Source organism: Marinagarivorans algicola (assembly GCF_001292705.1).
Lineage (GTDB): Bacteria > Pseudomonadota > Gammaproteobacteria > Pseudomonadales > Cellvibrionaceae > Marinagarivorans > Marinagarivorans algicola.
This window is the reverse complement of sequence record NZ_LGAK01000001.1, coordinates 85,125-104,232: the sequence shown is the minus strand read 5'-3', so window position 1 is coordinate 104,232 and position 19,108 is coordinate 85,125. Positions and strand designations below refer to the sequence as shown.

Below are 19,108 nucleotides of genomic sequence, written 5' to 3'. Positions count from 1 at the left end.
ATCCCGCGTACAAGTTGAGAAGGCTCAACTGGCAATGAGACCCCACAAGGCCCAAAAGTCGCTGGTAGCTTCTCGATAGAGCAGAATTTGGGACGCTAGGCCTTATGGTATTGATTTTTTGGGTTTATCGAGAAGATAAGCCAAATTTAACGGTGTTTCGGCACATTGATCTTCGGTATTGGCCAGTCGCGCAAGAAAGAGGTTAGATGAGTACGATAAAGGCTTGTTATTGTTAAGGCTTGTTATTATTGTTATTGCCCAAAGGCAGCCTACTTCACCGGTCTGGTTTAACGAAATACTCTGAGCATAGTCGGTACGATTCTCCAAAGAAAACAGGGGGCGTTAAACGAGTTTGTGCCCCAGATGCAAAAGTCGGATCTGATGGTATTATTTTAGTTAATGACCTAATAACCATCAAAGCGGTAAATACGGCCATTTTCATTAATTTGCGCGGCATATTTTAAGGCTTCTTCGGGCGAGTAACTAAAATGCTTTATTAATGTACAAAAAATATGATAAAACTCATTTTTGATACTGGTCGAGAAAATACCCGGATCATCGCTTCCTAGAGACACAATTAAATTTGCATCGCCGTCGATAGCGCGCTCGGGTATTTTAAGCCAGCGAAAGACATGATGCTCGTGCATTGATTGGTAATGGCTAATTCTGATATTGCTCGTAGGCAGTGTTTCTATGACTACACCGTATTTTTCAATTTCATGCTGCACATACTGCTGTAATAACAATAAAGCATCAGCATCAAACCCCGTCACACACACCTTTGTTTTTTTAGCGCTGCGCATCAATACGCCTACATCAAACCAGCGCATACGCAGACATTCAAGCGCCTCTAAACCGACATGCTCTTTTGCCTTTTTAACCGCCTCTATTTCTTGCCAAAGCCAGCTGGTATAACTTAAGCATTGCCCCTGTAAATAGCCCTCTAGTGCTTCGGGCAATAAGTGGCGGTACTTGAAGGCGTCTTGCAGTACATCAATGGTCATTGGCGAGGGCAATAATAATGCTATTAAACGTCTAATCTCTCGCTCTACCCACTCTAAGTTAATACGGGTTGTATTTGTTGAAAGCACCACTTGCCGCACAAATAATAAATCATCTAGCCATGCACCTTGCTCCATATAAATAAATTTAGGCATAGGCTCAAACCATTGTTTGGGTAAAATCCCAATCGCTGTTGCGTGCCCTAGTCTATCGCCATTACGCAAGGCCAATAATGTCACAGCATCATGTACCGCACGTATACCACTGACTAAATGCTTAAAGTCTTCGCCTACGTGATAGGTAAAATGACGAATATGGTGATAACGACAAAAGCGATAAAGGCCCGCAAAAACATCCGGCGGTGCCTCTAGCTCATTAGCGGCCGCATCAATGCCGGTTAAAATCTTTTTTAGTGCGGGGTTATTATCGAGTAGCTCGACCAACAAATGCGCTTGCGTCAACAAATTATTGCGCAGTGTTTGGTAGTAGGCTTCGCCTGCTTTAGGCTGCCAAGGTCTTTTAATAAAATGCGTCACCAAGCGCAGTGCAGGCTTTTTAATGGCAGATACTTTAAGGGCTAAGTCATTTAAATCGCAGGCACTGTGTAAAGCGTATGGCTCGGCCCCTTGGTGATAACACAAAAAGCCTTCAAAAACCTTTGAGAGCAAATTGATATTTTTGGCATTGCTTGACTTAGGCGCAATACGGCATTCGAGTGTGGCAAGTTCAGCCGCACCGCTCGTACTATTGCCTTGCAATTGCCTAAAGCGAGCCTCATAGGCTAACTCTATATGCTCGCGCACACCATCGTCTGCAAATTTTTGAAACCAATCAAACCCCGCTTGATCGGTGCGCTGCACCGCAAAGCGCTGGAAGTTATTCATGCACAATATATACAATAAATAGCATGCATCAATCAGCGGATCAGGGGCTGCCTTTAACTGCGCAAGTAAGCGCACCTGCCAGTGCAGCTCGGCCAAGTGCGGTCTATGCTCGGTATCGCTGAACAAGGCTTTTTCTAATGGAAAAGATAGCGCTTCATGGTGTGTAGGCTCGGTGAGTACGCTCTTTAAGGTTTGTATCGCTTGGCGCCGCTGGGCTGGGCTGGGCCCGTTTAAACACAACAATAAGGCTTCGCGTACCTGCCTGGCCACTATGAATAAATGGTGAATATCATTAGGCTGTTTAAAGACTGTATTGGCGGCATACAAAAGCTTAACGCGCTGACACCTGAGCGAGTCGGTTAAGTACTCTACCGTTGCCTCTGGGTGGCATAATACATGGCACCATAAACTCTCGATACTGGTTGTGCCATTTAAATGCATGTGGCTTTCGTGTAGCCCTTGCCGCGCAATATAATCTTCGACCACACGGTGATAAACACACGGCAAGCTGCTATTGGGCACTTTCTCGCGCAATGTGGCCAAAAGCTCAAAGGGTTGATTAACCACAGCAGGGTGTAATTGCGCAACCAATTGATAAGCCACCACCGGCAATGCACATTGATTAGCCACCCAGCCTTGCCACGCATCAAACGCTTGCCTATCAATCGCTAAACGCCGATTATCTTGATCAAAATAATAATCAACCGCCTGCCCAAGCAATACACGCGACCAACTGCCGTCATCGTGTTTGGTTTCAATCAAATCATCCCAGTAACCTAAAAATACTTGATCGGGCCAGCGGTTATGTTTTTGCTGGCAGGCGGTATACACCACCTCTTTTAAGCCGCCATCAAAATCACATAACTCGCCCGTTAACAATAAAGGCATTTGCTTTAACACAAAATCAAATACCGCAGGCTCGGCCAAAAAAAACGAGTTAATTAAAATCATAATCTTCTCTATTTTTTAGTGATCTTAAATAGCGCCTACAATAGGCAAAGCCGAGACAAAAGCCATCATATGTAATTTATCACCCTCCTCAAACGCTTTAATCAATTCACAACTATCGCCATATACTGATTTTAAAATACTTTTTATATGATCAGAAATAAAATCTACGCCTTTATTATCTTTATTAATTTTTAGCAAATAAGGCAGCAATAGCGGGCAAGCGATTAGCGATGTGGTCAGAGGTAAATTTTCTTTAAAGGAATCACTTTTATAACTATTCAATGATATCTTTTCAAACACATTGTTTAAATTATTTTTTAGCTCATTCGATGAGAATTTAGTGTTTTTAGCCATATTTAAGCATGATCTTAAACTATTACTGCTGTTATTACCAAAACGAACCTCTTCAATAAGGACTGAATTAACTAGCTTCCAAATATAATTAGCCATCAAATCGTAAAGGGTCCACACTATTTCGCCATCAGTGCTATTCAACTTCCTCTTACTACCATTAATATTTGACAACGAATACATCAATCGCGTCCAAACCTTGCCGATTAGTAATGAAGAATACTGGCCTTTATTACACTCTTCAATCCACGTATATAATATATTAATTAATTTTTTATAGTTCTCACTGGGCGCTTCTATATCATCGATATCATTTTCATTTTCATTTTCACCGTATATTTCTCTAGCAATATCATTAACGTCAGCGTTATTTAAAAAAGTTGGTGAACCGTATGTTTTTATGGGTTCCAACTTATTAATCATATTTTTTACCGCATCTTCATCTTGACAGCCTAACAATTGAGCAGTAGAAGCAATCAGGCAATAAATTGAAATATAATCTCTGCCTTCATTGGCTGTAATAGCGGAATGCGCGGAAAAGAGAATAGTCTTTGAAGCCAAAAATGTCATAAATTGAATACCTTGTTTATTTATACTTCTCTCAAAACTAGGCAACGTAGTATGATTTATACATTTCATACCATTATTATCTGCATCATTGTTATACAATTTTTCTATTTCAGTATATAAAATACTTTTATTGACCTTTTTTAATTGCCTAGGCGTACGAATAACACCCGACCAAAATTGAGCATTGCCATGTGTTCCGGATTTAAAGTGGTTTAATATAATGGGGCTAAAATGTGCTGATACACTATAAACATCTTGGTAGGTTTGTAAGCCAATATACGATAAATAATCATTTGATGTACAGCCACCTCTAAGCAGGCCAGCCACATGGTTCATATAGATATTAGATGCCGCGCCACCGGTTAACATTAAGCTTAAAGCTTTACCTAGAGGGTTAACCCCATCTGAGGTGTAGCTGGCAATAACCGATGACAAGAATATTTGCGAAGCGTTATAGCTTTCATGGACGGCATCGGGGCGGTCGTAAAATCCGGTTTCAAGGTCGCCGTATTGGTGGCACAATGTAAATAAGGCCATGCCAATTCTATTAGGGTGAGCATAGGGGCTTATTAAGCTGTCGGCATCAATCCCTTCTTTTTGTAGGGCGCCGATATAGCTTGCCCTTAAAGCCGTCTTAAAGGCAGTATAATTATCGCTATCGTTAGCTGGGCGCTCGGCCCAAGCTTTAAGTATTTGTAACGTTGTGCGCACCGGTAACGACAATATAAAGTAACGGTACGCACCTACATGGGCAGGTCTTAAATTAAGCGCTTGTGATAGCATAGTCTCGATATATGTTTTAACAGGCTGACCTGTCTTATGATCTTTTTCGTTGTGATGATCAATTACATAAATAATACCTTGTTTAAACCGCTCATCGGCTAACTCACGAAAGCTCTTTAATTTAATGCGCTGCTCTACCGGTAAAATTTTGGCTAAATATTGTTGCTCTAAATGATCGACCAAGTCGACAGCGACTGTACTCTCAGGTTTTACATTAAACTCTTTTCCTTTTTTTTCTTTAACAATATAGCTGTACAGCTTTAAGTCGCCAGATATTAATATAACCAATTTTTGGTGTGTTAAATATTTACGTATCAGCTCTAAAGCATCGTACGCTTTGCTTGTATCGGTATCGACATCATCAAAGGCGACAATAAAAATATCTTGATTTAAAGCGCTAGCGGCACTATCAATCAACTCATGAAAACGCGCCTCTAAGGCTTGCCCACCCATGGCATGCTTTAACGATTTATTTAAAAACCAGGCGGCATCTTGATCTTTTGACTCTACACCACTATTGAGCAATTTAAGCCCTTCGGCCATGGCTTCTAGCTTTTCGTTAAACTGGCAGTATTTTTGATCGTCGCCACAACACGATAATTGATTTTTAAGCAATGCATTCAGCTTAGCCACCAAATCAACTAACAGATGCTGATGTGTTTCGACTAATGTGGGGTCAATAATAGTGATAGGCAATATTTTATCATTTTTGTTTTTAAAATATTCCTGCATCACGGCGCGTAAAAAAGTGGTTTTACCTGCACCGCGCTCACCGCCAATAAAAATTGTATTATTGTGCCTAGGCCGGTCAAACTCATGCAACCATGATCCATGCGTATCATCAGCGGCTGAGCTCGCTAAACGGTTAACGCCCTTGGCAATGGTATTAAGCAGCTGATCAAGTTTAGTTTTTGCTTCGTATTGAAAAAGCTGCTCGCCGAGCATACCGTTATTTTGCAGTGATTGGCGTAAATCAATAGTGATATTTGGCGCGCTTGTCGTGTGTTGCTCACTTTGAGCAGGAGAGTTGGCCGTGCGAGTTCCTTAAGGTCATCAAGGTTGTGACGCCCTGAGCTGCGCCAGAATTTACTGTTATTCAAAATAACAGTCTGCCTTAATTTTACAAAAGCATGCGGCCTTTTGCGCCATTTGTTAAAAATTTTGACCAATACCTTATCGCTTAAATATTTAGCCGCCAAAAGAGAGATTTATTCACAAAATATGTACTTGCCGTAATAACACTGCGAAATTAAAAAAATAAAATTTTTAGCATTTCACTATATACCAACATTCAACATTCAAAGCGCTCGGGCAGCACGATAGCGCTAATTCGAGAGAATAAATTCAATAACCCGCGCGTACAGACACAGCCAAAGGTACTTTCTGAGTATCAAAAAGCCAAAACCTAAAGACACCACAACTTAACGGCTCAACCGGCCTTATCTAATGCTTGAGCAGCCAAAAATTTTTGGGGTAACCGATGATATTCATTTAGTCGATGGGATCGGCAGCGCGTGAATATCCTACTCCCGCGGCATGGGTACATACCTGCACGTCAACCGGTGTTATAACCACATACCTAATAATCACACGCTTACCGTCTATATTAGAACGCTTAAATATCGATATTAACGCTTGCCTATTACAAACACAGCATTTTGAGCGTGAGCATTCGTCGCGCTTATGCTCTTTGCATTTGCGACACTGCGGATGCATTAACGGCGTGCTTTCGCAAGCGTTGCCCTGCCGCCATTGACTAAAGCGCTAACACCAAAAAAGGCCCCTTAACGGCGGCCTTTAAAGGGTGGTGCTTTGCTATTGAATGCCATCGCAATCAATAATAGGCTATCTCGTAGTCGCTAAAAAAAACGACTCGTCGATCGAGCTAGCCCATCATCTTTGCTGCAATATCATCGAGTGCTTCGCACGACTCAAGTACATTACCCACAGTGGCTTCGGCTGTTTCGGGGTCTAGGTGTAAGCTTTCAAAAAGCTTACTGGGGATAGGCATAGGCAACCTAGAGCCTATGCCTCTACGCGCGAGTAACTGCTCGGCCACAAACAATAAATGCGCGTACTCGGCGTGCTCACCTTGATAGCTGGGGTTAAATTGTTGCCTTAAGGCGGTAATCACCTCGCTTGGCATACTCCAAGTTTCGAGTAGCCAGCTCGATATTTGGCAACTACTCACTCCTACAATGCTTTGCTCTACGGCGTGGCTTTGGATATGAGGATTGGCCTCTAGGTGGCGACTGATATTCGCGTAATACGGCGGAAACACTTCAGCCAAAATAAGATGGCCAAAATTGCATAGCAAACCGGCTAAATACGACATGCCGAATGCTGGGCGATGCTCTCGGGGTATGCTCGTTACCAAACCCTCGACCACCGCCGCCACACAAATAGCATGCTGCCAATAAGCCGCTATTTGTTTTTGGCTCATGACGCTGGTGCTCATAGTTTTGCCCAAGGCTAAACCTAGCGCCAAGTTAAGCACCATATCAAAACCCAATACCCGCACAATAGCATCGTGTACCGACTTTATTTTGCCTGGCGCCGAATAATACGGTGACGCTGCCCAACTGACCACCTGCGCCGCCAATGATGGATCTAGCTCTACAATGTCCGTTAAATCGCTAATATCGGCTTCGGGATTGGCTCGCAATTTAATAATGCGCCGCGCAGTATCGGGTAAAGGCGGTAACTCTAAGGTATCTTCTAAGCGCTGCTTAATACGCAATTGTGTAAAACGCTGCACTGATGCGGCAATTTGTATATCATCATCGACACTCGACACCAACAATTCTGATACTGCCGAGGCGATACTCGCCACATTAGCCGCAGTCACCATGGCACAAAAAACCTCACGCTTTACCTCAAGCATTTGCTCGTGATCGCCGGTTTCTAGCCACAATGTGCCAAATTCTAGCAAGGCGCTATCGACCAACGTGATGTTTTTTTGCCATTGCGGTATCGCTGGTACCGCGGTTAAGCCCACCTCGCTGAGCGTGTGCGCTAACTCTTCTTGGCTGAGTGCTGTGAGGTTACGGTTAAACTCATTCGCGACGGCGTCTAAATTTAGCATGCGATTCCAAGGGAGCAGTACTTGCACTATGCCTTTGCTGTCTTTTAGCAAAAGCGATTTAACCAAACACGCTTGTGCACTCGCGGCTACTGGCTGCTTAGGAAGGGATTCGCGTAGCTCATAATGAATATTATTAGTTTCCAGCATTTGCAAAATACTAGCGGGCAATGGCATGGGGTATCCTCTTCACAAAATTAATCTATACCTTAAAATATAGCCCTCCAATTGATTAAAAAACAACCACTCATCGGCTAAAGCAACTCACCGACACACCCTTATAACTCAAGCTGTTATGGCAAGAGCTATCTGGCTAAAACTCTGCCTAATAGAGTCAAAGCAGTTATTAAAGCGTGCAAATACTGCCGTTAATGTATTAACAGCTATCACCATTAAAAGCCATTGGCCACGCCTTGGGTGCACAGTGCCCGCACCACAAGCGATTCACATTTGTCCGATAGCCACTAAACCCTTCACTTTATAGGGGTTAATCGCTTTTAAAAACGATTGCGTAAGGTTTGAAAATATCTATCGCACTTACTTGATTTTTGGTAGTCTGACCACCAAGATTAGCAAATAAGTAAGGCCGCTTTTTAAACGCGACTACTACTTACGCTTTTTAATGATTTTTATTATCTAGGAGCACGACCATGCAACAGGCCTATTCTGCCAGTTCCGTCAAACATATTGAGACTCACAAGGTCTTACGTAACACTTACAGCCTGCTATCTGTCACTTTATTAGTGAGCGCTATTTCTGCATTTATAGGTATGGCTATTGGCTTATCTCATATTATGGGAATGGTACTTTCTTTTGGTGCTATAGGGGTTTTGTGGTTTGTTTTGCCTAAAGTGGCTAACTCATCGAAAGGCATTTTGGCTGTCTTTGCCGTTGCCGCAATGCTTGGCGCAGGCCTTGCCCCTACACTTAGCTACTACATGGGCACCGCAAATGGCGGCATGATTATTATGCAAGCGCTTGGTGGTACTGCATTAGTGTTTTTTGCCTTATCAGGCTATGTCCTCACTACCCGCAAAGACTTTAGCTTTATGGGTGGCTTTTTGATGGTTGGCCTTATTACTGTTGTGGTAGCCAGCTTGGCATTTATGGTATTGGGTTTGTTTGGTATTCACATGCCTGCTGCTAGCCTAGCCATTAGTGCAGTTGTTGTTTTACTGATGTCTGGCTTTATTTTGTATGACACTAGCGCCATCATTAACGGCGGCGAAACCAACTACATTATGGCAACCGTTCGCTTGTATTTAGATATTCTCAACTTATTTACCGCATTGTTACACCTTTTAGGCTTTTTAAACGACGACTAAAATAGCCCTGCCGTAAATACTAAAAACCGCCCGTTTTACGGGCGGTTTTTTTATGCGTATCATTCGCCTTTTTATCATTGCGAGTTGCTTATTATGCTTTTTACCCTTGTTATTCATGCCGCTCCGCATTCACTACTGGGGAGCACCGCTTATAACGCGTATCAATTTGCGCAGTGCTTACTGCAAGAAGGGCACCGTATTCATCGTCTCTTTTTTTACGGCGAAGGCGTGCACAACCTCAATGCACAAGCCATTACCCCTCAGGGGGAGTTTGACTTACCCGCCGCATGGCAAGCACTGATTGAGCAATATCAGCTCGATAGCGTAGTGTGTATTGCCGCAGCACTTAGGCGCGGCGTATTAGACGACAACGAGCAAAAGCGCCATCAAACACCGCAACGTGCACTCGCTAACAACCTGCTCACTGGCAGCGAGCTTAGCGGTTTGGGCCAACTGATTGATGCCACTGCCCACAGTGATCGCACCATTACATTTGCCTAAAACAATCACAGCCTAGCCCCTATAGGAGGCCTGTAATGGAAACCCAAACACATATTGCGCAATACGACTTACTCTTTATTTTTAGCCACAGCCCTTACGGCAGTAGCTTAGGCCGCGAAGGCTTAGAGGCAGCATTGGCTGCTGGTGCCTTTGATCAAAATATGGCTATTATCTTTATGGGTGAGGGTTTATGGCAACTTAAAAGCCAGCAAGATACTGTTGACGCGCAACGTAAAAACCATCAAAAAATGACCAGCGCACTGCCTATGTTTGGTATTGATGCGCTTTACGCACAAGCCAGCGGGCTCGATGAGCGGCAACTCGATCTTAGCGACTTTTATCTAGCGGCTAAACCCGTTAGCGATGAAACTATTGGCGAGCTCATTCGCCAAGCCAAACAGGTACTGAGCTTTTAATGACGTTACATATTGTTAGCCAAAACAACCCTTTCGTGTTAAAAAACTGCCTTGCGGTGGCCGGCCCTAATGATGCCTTAGTGTTTATTAACGATGGCGTGTATGCGCTTGCCACTCATGCAGCTCTTGTAAAGCGCCCACTTACTTACGCCCTAGCACACGATATTACAACCCGCGGATTAACACTCAACCACTTGATAGAGCCTTTAAGTTATAGCCAGTTTGTTGCGCTTAGCTGCCAGTATAACCCTGTGCAAAGCTGGTATTGATATCGCGCTTAATTCAGCACACCACTGAAGGGGTACACCGCTGAACAGATGGCGATATTAACGCCTCCAGAGATGATGTATTAACAGATGACCTATCAACATAAAAGTGAAAACACATGAGTCACATTACAGCGCCGCTAGACGCTGAAGGTTTTTTATTGCGTCTAGAAGACTGGACACCTGACATTGCCCGGCATATTGCCCAGCAAGAAGGCATTACACTCACACCGGCGCATTGGGAGATTATTACCAGCTTACAAACATTCTATAAGACCTTTGAGGTTGCTCCGGCAATGCGGCCACTGAGCCGATACCTTGCCAGTACTTTGGGCAAAGAAAAATCAGGCAGTATTTATTTACTCAAGTTATTTCCCGGTAGCCCAGCCAAGTATGGCGCTAAGATTGCGGGCCTACCCAAGCCCGAAAACTGTCTGTAAAACGCCGAGTCACGCCACCTAACTATACGGGCATATAGGTGGCGCAGTAGGCAAGGCAAAATAGAAATGAGCCCCTTGCAGTACCTCAGACTCTAACCATAAGCGGCCACCATGCTGAGTAATAATTTTTTGGACAATACTTAATCCAATCCCGCTACCGCCGCCGTATTCTCGGCGCCCATGCAAGCGCTTAAACATATCAAAAATTTGCGCTTGATACGCTTGGGCAATACCAATGCCGTTGTCTTTAATGCCATAAATAATTTCATTGTGTGCTTGCTGGCAAGTGATGACGATATGCTTTTCTGTATTATCATTGTATTTCATGGCATTCGTTATCAAGTTTCTAAAAACTTCTGTCATTCTAACTCTATCACAATAAAGAGCGGCTAAAGGGGTCTCTAGGCTAACATATACATTAAGCTCTTCAATGCGAGGTAATAATGACTCTAAAACATCTACCAACAGCGTATCAATATCGACGCTGCCCATGGCCAGCTCGGCTTTGCCTAATCGTGAAAAGCTCAATAAATCACTTATTAAGCACTCCATATGGTGCGTTAAACGGGTAATACTGTGCAACATATGACGCCCATCAACATCTAATAAGTCAGCATAGTCTTCTTGTAAAAATGTAGCGTAATTTGAAATTCCACGCAGCGGCTCTTTTAAATCGTGGCTGGCAATGTGGGCAAAATCATCGAGCTCTTTATTCGAGCGCTTTAATGCTTCTGTCTTTTCTTGATTATCTTGTTGTAGCAATGTTTCATCGGTTGAATCCCATAGAACACCTCGGGCGCGAACAATGCGCTCTGCATCATCTAAAAAATACCGGTACTTGCCCGTCACCCAAATAACGCGACCAAACGCGGTGAGCATACGACAGCAAAACTCCGTTACCTCTAGCGTTTGCTTGGCCAGCTCGTCAACTAAGCGCACCTCGGCCAAATCGAGTGGGTGGATGTACTCTGATAAGCCCGCCACCTCGCCCGAAAAACTGCCCTCTTGCATATCTAAAATTTTATAAATATTCGCACTCCAGCGAATTAAATTATCTGATCGGCGCCATTCCCAGCTACCCAATCCCGAGGCATCTAAACCCAAAGCAATTAATTCATTACGCTGATTAAGGCGCTGTTTTTGCTCAAAGCGCTCTTGCAAGTTATTAAATACAATCACAGCACCTATATTTTTATTCTGGTCAGCTAACAACGGGGTACACACGTACTCCACTGGTAAGCAAGTACCGCTTTGGTGTGTAAAATATGCATCGCCTACACGTGTGCTCTGCCCTAATGAACAAGCTTTAAAAATAGGATCATCGTTATTGCCATCGTCCGTGAACACCGTACTATAAAAATTTTTGTGTAACAACGCCGCTTCGCTATACCCTAAAATGGTGCATGCAGCTAAATTCATATATGTCACACAACCACGTGTATCAATGCCGCACACGCCCTCACCTAAATTAGCCATCAATAAACGGAGTTGATTTTCGCTATCTCTGAGTGATTTTTGACTTTTAATCCGCTCAGAAATATCGGCTATTAACACCAATGTACGTATGGCGCCCGCCCACATGACCGGCGAAAAAGTCACCTCAACAGGTAAATAACGTGCATCTAACCCCAACATATTAGCCATTAAAATAATTGGTAATGGCTGGGTATTTTTTGCCGATTCCCCCTTTAATAGTTGCGTAACTAAATCTAAATCGCAATCAGGTAATACCTCTTTCAGACAGGTGTGACCAATCGCCAAAGCCATCATGCGCTGGGACATTTGATTGGAGTATATAATCACGCCGTCACTATCGACCACCAACAGTGACAGCGGCATAGCTTCGATAACACCGTTGAGTGTTTGCGCTTGCTTACGCCGCTCGGTCATATCTTCAGCAACACCCAAGATATAACGCGCCTTGCCCTGATCATCTAAAATTAAACTTTTACGCGTATATAACCAGCGCTGGCCAATCGCACTATCGACTAACTCTTCGCCCACCTCCAGTACACCACCATGCGCGATTAACTGATCCTCTTCTGCGGTACGGCGCTGCGCATCAAGTGGCGAAAAAAAATCATGCGCTGTTTTACCTTCATAGGCGCTTGGGTGCATACCTAGCACTCGCTCCACATGGTGATTAACGCGTAAATATTTTCTGGTGACGACATCTTTAACAAATACAAACAGCGGAATATTTTCGAAAACAGTATCTAAAAATATCCGCTCTTGTTCGAGTGCTTTTGAATGCTCTGTCACTGCTTGCTCTAGAGATTCGGCACTGACTAGCGCACTTAAAATAAATACTGAAAATAACGTTATTAATATTAAAGATAATATTGTAATCGGCAGTAATGCGCTTTGTAGTTGGTAATCGAACCATAATGGATCGTATACTGCCCTCAAGCGCCATTTGCGATCACCGACGTGTAGATCTTGCTCAAACGCAATGGTATAAGGCAATGCTGCTAGGCGCTCTATACCGCCCGAGCCAAACAACTTTTGCCCCGAGTCTATATCATCAATGTGAAAGGCATGATAGCGACTAGTATATTGCAGGCCAACCTCATACGATAAACTCGCCATATCAATAACAGCGGCCAGCAATCTTGAGCGATTATCGGCAAATAATTGATGAGCTAAAAGTACAATAGGTGAACCCGTAGTTTGCATTATTTGATCGGTATTAAGTGTACTATTTATAGCAATCAACGCGTACCGGCGTGGCCGCTCGGCAGCAGCTTGCAATGTGTATAGCATACGCTTGTCATGGGCTAAAGGGATTCGCTTAATCGACTCAAAGGCTTTGACGGGGTAAGTATGAGAAATATAATAATTCGTAATTTTTTTATCGTCATATTGAGCTGTGAGTAACGCCGTTGCAAAATAAGGAAGGTCATCATTCAGCGCTTGCTGAGATAAAAAGGCTTTTTTGGCGGTAGTGGTGTAAAGGCTATCAACGTGTTTTTGCTCGTTCATCAAAAAGAAGCGCAATGTTTGTATTTGCTGATAGACAGTATTTATGCGATCGCGAAGCTTATCGGCACTTTGAGTCAATAATGTTTTTTGCTCAAAAGATATATGCACCTTCAGTTGATGATACAGCACGCTATAACACATGGCCGATAAAAGAAATAAGCCCAGCATAGGCACAGCAATTTTTAATTTACGGCCAAAGTCTACTCGAGGGTTAGGCATTGTCACTAGCAAAACGCACGGCACTATAATCGCCACACCACACACATTACCCCAAAACAAACTGACAACCACATCAAACACAGGTAGTGGCGCATCATCAGCATCATACAACCATAGCGCTGGTAACAAGCACGCCACACATATCACAGCAGGAAACACTCCCGCCATAATAATTAAGCGCCATAACTGCGTGCCCCGAGTAAAAACCCACAAACTATCAACGCAAAATAAACGCACCCACTTAGCGGCTAAATAAGCCTGTAATGCTGGTACAAATACCAAACTGCTAATTAACAACACATGCGCTAAAAAAACAGATAATAATACCGGTGTATAGGGGTCATTGACTAAGCTATTAAAACTTAAGCGTTGGCTGAAAGCATAAGCAAATAGGCCACCGAGCATGATAGATAGCGTATGAATATTACCTCGTAATAATAACAGTGATACAGCGACTCCAGAAGCCGGCCAAAATACACTTTGATAACTCGCCGATGGGGCAAAATCAATACTCAGTGAGACACAACAATAATAAAGAAGACTCGCAAGTAAAAGCTCTGCCACTTTAGATATCAGTACACGCTCAGCAAGATACCGACTCAACGATGTAAAAATAGCGATAGCACGTACCGTGAATTGATTCATGACTTAAACCCAACACCGTCTTAAGCACCGCCAAGAATAGACTAAGGCTTGGGATTAATCAGCGGATAACGTTTAAAAAATGCAGGCCAGCCATCTTGTACCGACGAGGGTTTACCAAAATAAAACCCTTGCAATAGGTCACAGCCTACGTTTGAAGCCAGCGATAATTCGGCTTCTGTCTCTACACCTTCAGCAATAATATCGAGCCCTAAACTATGCCCTAATGCCGTTACCGCGCTAATCACTTTTTTATTGCGTGAGTCACGTGCATTATCTAAAAAGAAGTGCTTATCGATTTTTAGAGTATCTAAGGGTAACTTTGTTAGATACGCCATTGAGCTATACCCTGTGCCAAAGTCATCTACCGCTATGCGTAAGCCCTTATCATGCAAACGATTAAGTAACGCTACACTGCGCTCTGGGTAGAGCATAAGTGTTGACTCTGTAATCTCTAATTCAACCCGTGTAGGGTCGACTTGATGCTGAGCGATAGAGTCTTCTACCGAGCGCGTAATCGATTTGCTATAACAATAATTAGCAGGAATATTCAAACATAAATCAGCGCCAATATTGCCATCGGCCAGTTTTTTGGCTTGACTAAAAGCCTCAAAAAATAACCAATCATGAAAAGGATCGGCCAAACCTAATCGGTCGATCATTTCAATAAGCTCTAAGGCATACACCTCGTAATCTTTTCTTGGCCAGCGACTCAATACCTCTAATCGCCTTAAATCGTAACCCTGTGCGCTCACAATAGGTTGAAAGACTAGCGCCAAATCACCGTTGGCAATAGCCTTAGGTAAATCGCGCTCTAATACCTGCTGGCGCGTCCATTCGCGCTTGTATTTCTCAGAAAAACTAACAAAACTCAGGCCATCACTACGCTTGGCTCGCTGTAATGCTTCATCGGCTTGTTTTAATAAATCGTCACCACTACTGGCAGTATTGGGAAAAATAGATATCCCGATAGATATTTTTATGGTTTGATTTTTACCCTCTACCAAAATAGGCTGCTCAATCGCCTCTATTAATTTTTGTGCAATGCTATTGCACATATCCGTTTCTAGCTGCTCAAGTAAAATAGCAAATTCATCGGCACCTAAACGCGCGGGGCTATCTGTGGCGCGACAATTTTTACGGATACGGGCAGCTACTTCTTTTAATACTGCATCGCCATGCTTTTGACCATAACGATCATTCAGCGGTTTGAATTTATTAATATCAATATGCAAAATGGCACATTTTTGATTGTAACGGTTACATCGATGAATAGCTTGACCTAAACGATTGATCAACAGACTACGGTTTAACAAACCCGTTAAAGCATCATAGTGCGCGAGGTGCGTTAATTGCTTTTGTAAGTTTGCCGTTTGTAATGCACTACGAATGGCACCGTACAGCCTTGTCGCATCCACATCACTTTTTACCAAATAATCTTGCGCGCCGTTTTGTAGCATCTCAATGGCGGTGTCTTGATCACCTTCGCCAGTCAACACAATAACAGGCAGTCGTTCGGCAGCGTAGTCATGCCGAATATTCTTCAACACTTGTAGACCGTTCTCGCCCGGTAACTGATAATCTAAAATGCAACAACATGGGTTGAACTGCTCTATGATCGCTTGGATATTTAAGCCATCGTTACGCTCGAGCACTAACGGAAACTCATGCTTGTACTTTTTAAGGTAGCGTTTATAAGCTTTACGGTCATCGGGATTATCATCGATGATTAAAATAGGACGCTCTTGCTCGAGTGTATTGCTCATTCAATAGCCTCAAAGCACGACAAGGGTAAACGCGCGGTTTGCAGCCAAAAGGCAATAATATGATCAATAGCCTGCATAAACCCTGCCGAATTCAGCGGCTTTGTTACAAAGGCGTTCGCGCCCGCCTGATAGCTACGCTGAATATCACGCGGGGCATCTGAGGTGGTCAGCATAACGGCCGGTACATACTGGAGGCTCTGGCGAAGACTCTGCAGTAGGCTTATGCCATCTTTTCCTGGTAAATTAATATCCAAAAGCAATAAGCCTATCATTGACTGCTTAGATTTTTCATCGGTTAAGTACGCTAAGGCTTTTTCAGCCTGCGCAAAATGAATTAATGGGTTGTTTATCTCGAGGCGACGTAACGAGCGCTTAAGCGCCAGTACATCATCATCGCTATCATCCACGACACAAATCACTGGCATTTGATAGCTGACTTGTTTATCTGCGCTTACCACTCATGTAACCCTCAACCAGTCCTGCCTAGAAAACCCATCAATAAAAATGTGGCACCTTAATTGAGCATAGTTGATGACTTAAAAGCTGCAACACACACTCAGCTAAAGCCACTATTTAGCTAAGCTTTGCGTTACAATAATAGCCGCTAACCCAGCACCCACAGCTCCCAAGAAAGCTCACCCAGAAGGTACTCGCATGACCCAAGATGAATTAAAACAAACCGTCGCCCAAGCCGCCTTAGACTATATCGCACCTAAGCTTACGCCTACGAGTATTCTAGGTATTGGCACAGGCTCTACGGCTAATTTTTTTATCGATGGGCTTGCCGCTTATAAGCAGCACTTTGCCGCTACAGTTGCCAGCTCTGAGGCGAGCGCACAGCGCTTAGCCTCACTTGGGATTAAAGTACTCGACCTTAATGAGGTCGAAGGCCTCAGCCTATATGTCGATGGTGCCGATGAATGCAATGCCGCCCTTGAGATGATCAAAGGGGGGGGCGCAGCACTCACACGTGAAAAAATAGTCGCCGCCACCGCCGATGAGTTTATTTGTATTGCTGATGAGAGCAAAATGGTAACGACTTTAGGACACTTTCCACTACCTGTCGAAGTCATTCCCATGGCGCGCGCATACGTCACCCGCGAGCTCGAAAAGCTCGGCGCCACCGTGGTCTATCGCCAAGGTGTCATCACTGACAATAACGCCGTTATTTTAGATGTCCACGGTCTTTCCATTACCGAAGCCAAAGCTCTCGAGGCGCAAATCAATCAAATCGCTGGCGTTATTACTAATGGCTTATTTGCAGCGCGACCGGCTAATATATTACTTTTAGGGACTCCCGCAGGCGTTAAGACCCTATACGCCAAAAACACCTAATGCTTAGGGCCGAGGCAATAATAATTTGCCTCATTGGTGTAGAGTTCTGTTTTATCGGCAAGGTGCTCGAAGAGGCGCATGCTGGGTACGTAATGCTTTGAGCAGCACCGCTTAGGAAGTAGAAAACACGTTATTATTGGATCATGTACTTTTGCCTCGCGCCTTCGCTCGGCCTTACCCATAGCGCGCGAATCTTCATATACTCATAACACCAATGCTTATGCTAGAATTGTGACCTATTTTTAGATGCACCCTATTGCTGGTGCGATTTGTTCGGTGCGTCGCAGCTTACCTGCCTCACCGCTTTTTCAATTGACAATAGATGTAGGTAACCATATGTGCGCGGAAAAAACCTCTCTCGACAAGAGCAAAATCAAATTTGTATTGTTAGAGGGTGTTCATCAATCAGCCGTTGATACTTTACACGACGCTGGCTACACCAATATTGATTATCTCAAAACAGCATTAACCGATAACGAGCTCATCGAACGTGTCAAGGATGCGCATTTTGTTGGCTTGCGCTCGCGAACACAACTCACACGCGCCGTCTTTGAAAAAGCCGAAAAACTCATTGCTGTAGGCTGCTTTTGTATTGGCACCAACCAAGTCGATCTACAAGCGGCACAAGAGTATGGCGTGGCAGTTTTTAACGCACCCTACTCCAATACCCGCAGTGTTGCCGAGCTTGTCATTGCCGAAGCTATTTTATTATTGCGTGGTATTCCTACTAAAAACGCCGGCTGTCATCGCGGTGAATGGTTAAAATCTGCAGCGGGTTCTTATGAAATACGCGGTAAAACACTTGGCTTAGTGGGTTACGGATCCATTGGCTCACAAGTTAGCGTATTAGCCGAGGCCCTGGGTATGCGCGTTATTTTTTGCGATGTCGTTAACAAGCTCCCAATGGGTAATGCCAATCAGGTCGCCAACCTTAAAACATTGCTTGCCGAAGCCGATATTGTGAGCTTACATGTTCCCGAGATTGCCGACACCAAAGATATGATGGGCGCAAAGCAATTTGCTCAAATGAAAAAGGGTGCCATTTTTATTAATGCCGCTCGTGGTACTGTTGTTGATATTGATGCACTCGCGGGCGCATTAGAGAGCGGCCACTTAGCTGGCGCAGCTATCGATGTATTCCCCGTAGAACCTAAAGGTAATGACGACGAGTTTATCAGCCCATTGCGTGCTTTTGACCACTGCATTTTGACCCCACATATCGGCGGCTCAACCGCCGAGGCACAAGAAAATATAGGCTTAGAAGTTGCCAGTAAATTGGTCAAATACTCCGATAACGGCACCACCACCAGCTCAGTTAACTTCCCCGAGGTGGCTCTGCCAACACAAACCAACGCACACCGCTTATTGCATGTCCATAGTAACGAGCCGGGTATACTGGTTGCCATCAACCAAGTTTTTAGCAGCAATAATATTAATATTAGCGGTCAGTACCTTCAAACCAATGAAAAGGTAGGCTATGTTGTGGTTGACGTTGCTAACTATAAAGAAGAAGTGCTAGAGCAATTGCGCAATATTCCAGGTACTATCCGCTGCCGCGTATTGTTTTAATTACATATCGAGCGAGATATTGAC

The 19,108-nt window shown here is 43.9% G+C and carries 13 protein-coding genes; 7 read left to right on the top strand and 6 right to left on the bottom strand.

The genetic code is table 11. The features are described 5' to 3' along the window. Positions 1–404 precede the first annotated feature (404 nt). From AC438_RS00420 to AC438_RS00410, 3 genes are all read right to left on the bottom strand, one after another. Positions 405–2,837 (bottom strand): amidohydrolase family protein, encoded by a 2,433-nt coding sequence (locus tag AC438_RS00420; RefSeq protein ID WP_082353805.1) that lies wholly within the window; start codon positions 2,835–2,837, stop codon positions 405–407. Between the two features lie 24 nt (positions 2,838–2,861). Then, complete coding sequence (locus AC438_RS00415) at positions 2,862–5,486, bottom strand: hypothetical protein (RefSeq protein ID WP_053979295.1); 2,625 nt, start codon at positions 5,484–5,486, stop codon at positions 2,862–2,864. A 940-nt stretch (positions 5,487–6,426) separates the two neighbouring features. Next, positions 6,427–7,800, bottom strand: a complete 1,374-nt coding sequence (locus tag AC438_RS00410) for an HDOD domain-containing protein (protein ID WP_053979294.1) — start codon at positions 7,798–7,800, stop codon at positions 6,427–6,429. Positions 7,801–8,273: 473 nt separating this feature from the next. Here AC438_RS00410 and AC438_RS00405 point away from each other — a divergent pair, with 473 nt between their 5' ends. The 5 genes from AC438_RS00405 to AC438_RS00385 all read left to right on the top strand — a co-directional run bounded on the left by AC438_RS00405 (position 8,274) and on the right by AC438_RS00385 (position 10,571). Further along, the gene (locus AC438_RS00405) at positions 8,274–8,948 is read left to right on the top strand and encodes a Bax inhibitor-1/YccA family protein (protein ID WP_053979293.1); all 675 of its coding nucleotides are present in this window, start codon (positions 8,274–8,276) and stop codon (positions 8,946–8,948) included. Between the two features lie 93 nt (positions 8,949–9,041). Beyond that, positions 9,042–9,449 (top strand): sulfurtransferase complex subunit TusD, encoded by a 408-nt coding sequence (gene tusD, locus AC438_RS00400; protein WP_053979292.1) that lies wholly within the window; start codon positions 9,042–9,044, stop codon positions 9,447–9,449. A 35-nt stretch (positions 9,450–9,484) separates the two neighbouring features. Further along, the gene (gene tusC / locus AC438_RS00395; protein ID WP_053979291.1) at positions 9,485–9,865 is read left to right on the top strand and encodes a sulfurtransferase complex subunit TusC; all 381 of its coding nucleotides are present in this window, start codon (positions 9,485–9,487) and stop codon (positions 9,863–9,865) included. Beyond that, complete coding sequence (tusB, locus tag AC438_RS00390) at positions 9,865–10,134, top strand: sulfurtransferase complex subunit TusB (protein WP_053979290.1); 270 nt, start codon at positions 9,865–9,867, stop codon at positions 10,132–10,134. Before tusC ends, tusB begins: the two co-directional genes overlap by 1 nt. A 116-nt stretch (positions 10,135–10,250) precedes the next feature. After that, positions 10,251–10,571, top strand: a complete 321-nt coding sequence (locus AC438_RS00385; RefSeq protein WP_053979289.1) for a TusE/DsrC/DsvC family sulfur relay protein — start codon at positions 10,251–10,253, stop codon at positions 10,569–10,571. Positions 10,572–10,589: 18 nt separating this feature from the next. Here the strand turns inward: AC438_RS00385 and AC438_RS00380 are convergent, their stop codons facing one another. The 3 genes from AC438_RS00380 to AC438_RS00370 are packed head-to-tail and all read right to left on the bottom strand — an operon-like array spanning position 10,590 to position 16,638. Beyond that, complete coding sequence (locus AC438_RS00380) at positions 10,590–14,417, bottom strand: PAS domain S-box protein (protein WP_053979288.1); 3,828 nt, start codon at positions 14,415–14,417, stop codon at positions 10,590–10,592. 41 nt (positions 14,418–14,458) lie between these two features. Next, positions 14,459–16,180: a two-component system response regulator gene (locus AC438_RS00375; protein WP_053979287.1), complete on the bottom strand. Its 1,722-nt coding sequence runs from the start codon at positions 16,178–16,180 to the stop codon at positions 14,459–14,461. Continuing rightward, positions 16,177–16,638, bottom strand: coding sequence for a response regulator (locus AC438_RS00370; RefSeq protein ID WP_053979286.1), 462 nt, complete (start codon positions 16,636–16,638; stop codon positions 16,177–16,179). Before AC438_RS00370 ends, AC438_RS00375 begins: the two co-directional genes overlap by 4 nt. A 196-nt stretch (positions 16,639–16,834) precedes the next feature. Here AC438_RS00370 and rpiA point away from each other — a divergent pair, with 196 nt between their 5' ends. Together rpiA and serA are read left to right on the top strand one after the other, a co-directional pair. Continuing rightward, positions 16,835–17,515 (top strand): ribose-5-phosphate isomerase RpiA, encoded by a 681-nt coding sequence (gene rpiA, locus AC438_RS00365; protein ID WP_053979285.1) that lies wholly within the window; start codon positions 16,835–16,837, stop codon positions 17,513–17,515. 336 nt (positions 17,516–17,851) lie between these two features. After that, positions 17,852–19,084 carry a phosphoglycerate dehydrogenase gene (gene serA, locus AC438_RS00360; protein WP_053979441.1) on the top strand — a complete coding sequence of 411 codons (1,233 nt, stop codon included), beginning with the start codon at positions 17,852–17,854 and terminating at the stop codon, positions 19,082–19,084. Positions 19,085–19,108 lie beyond the last annotated feature (24 nt).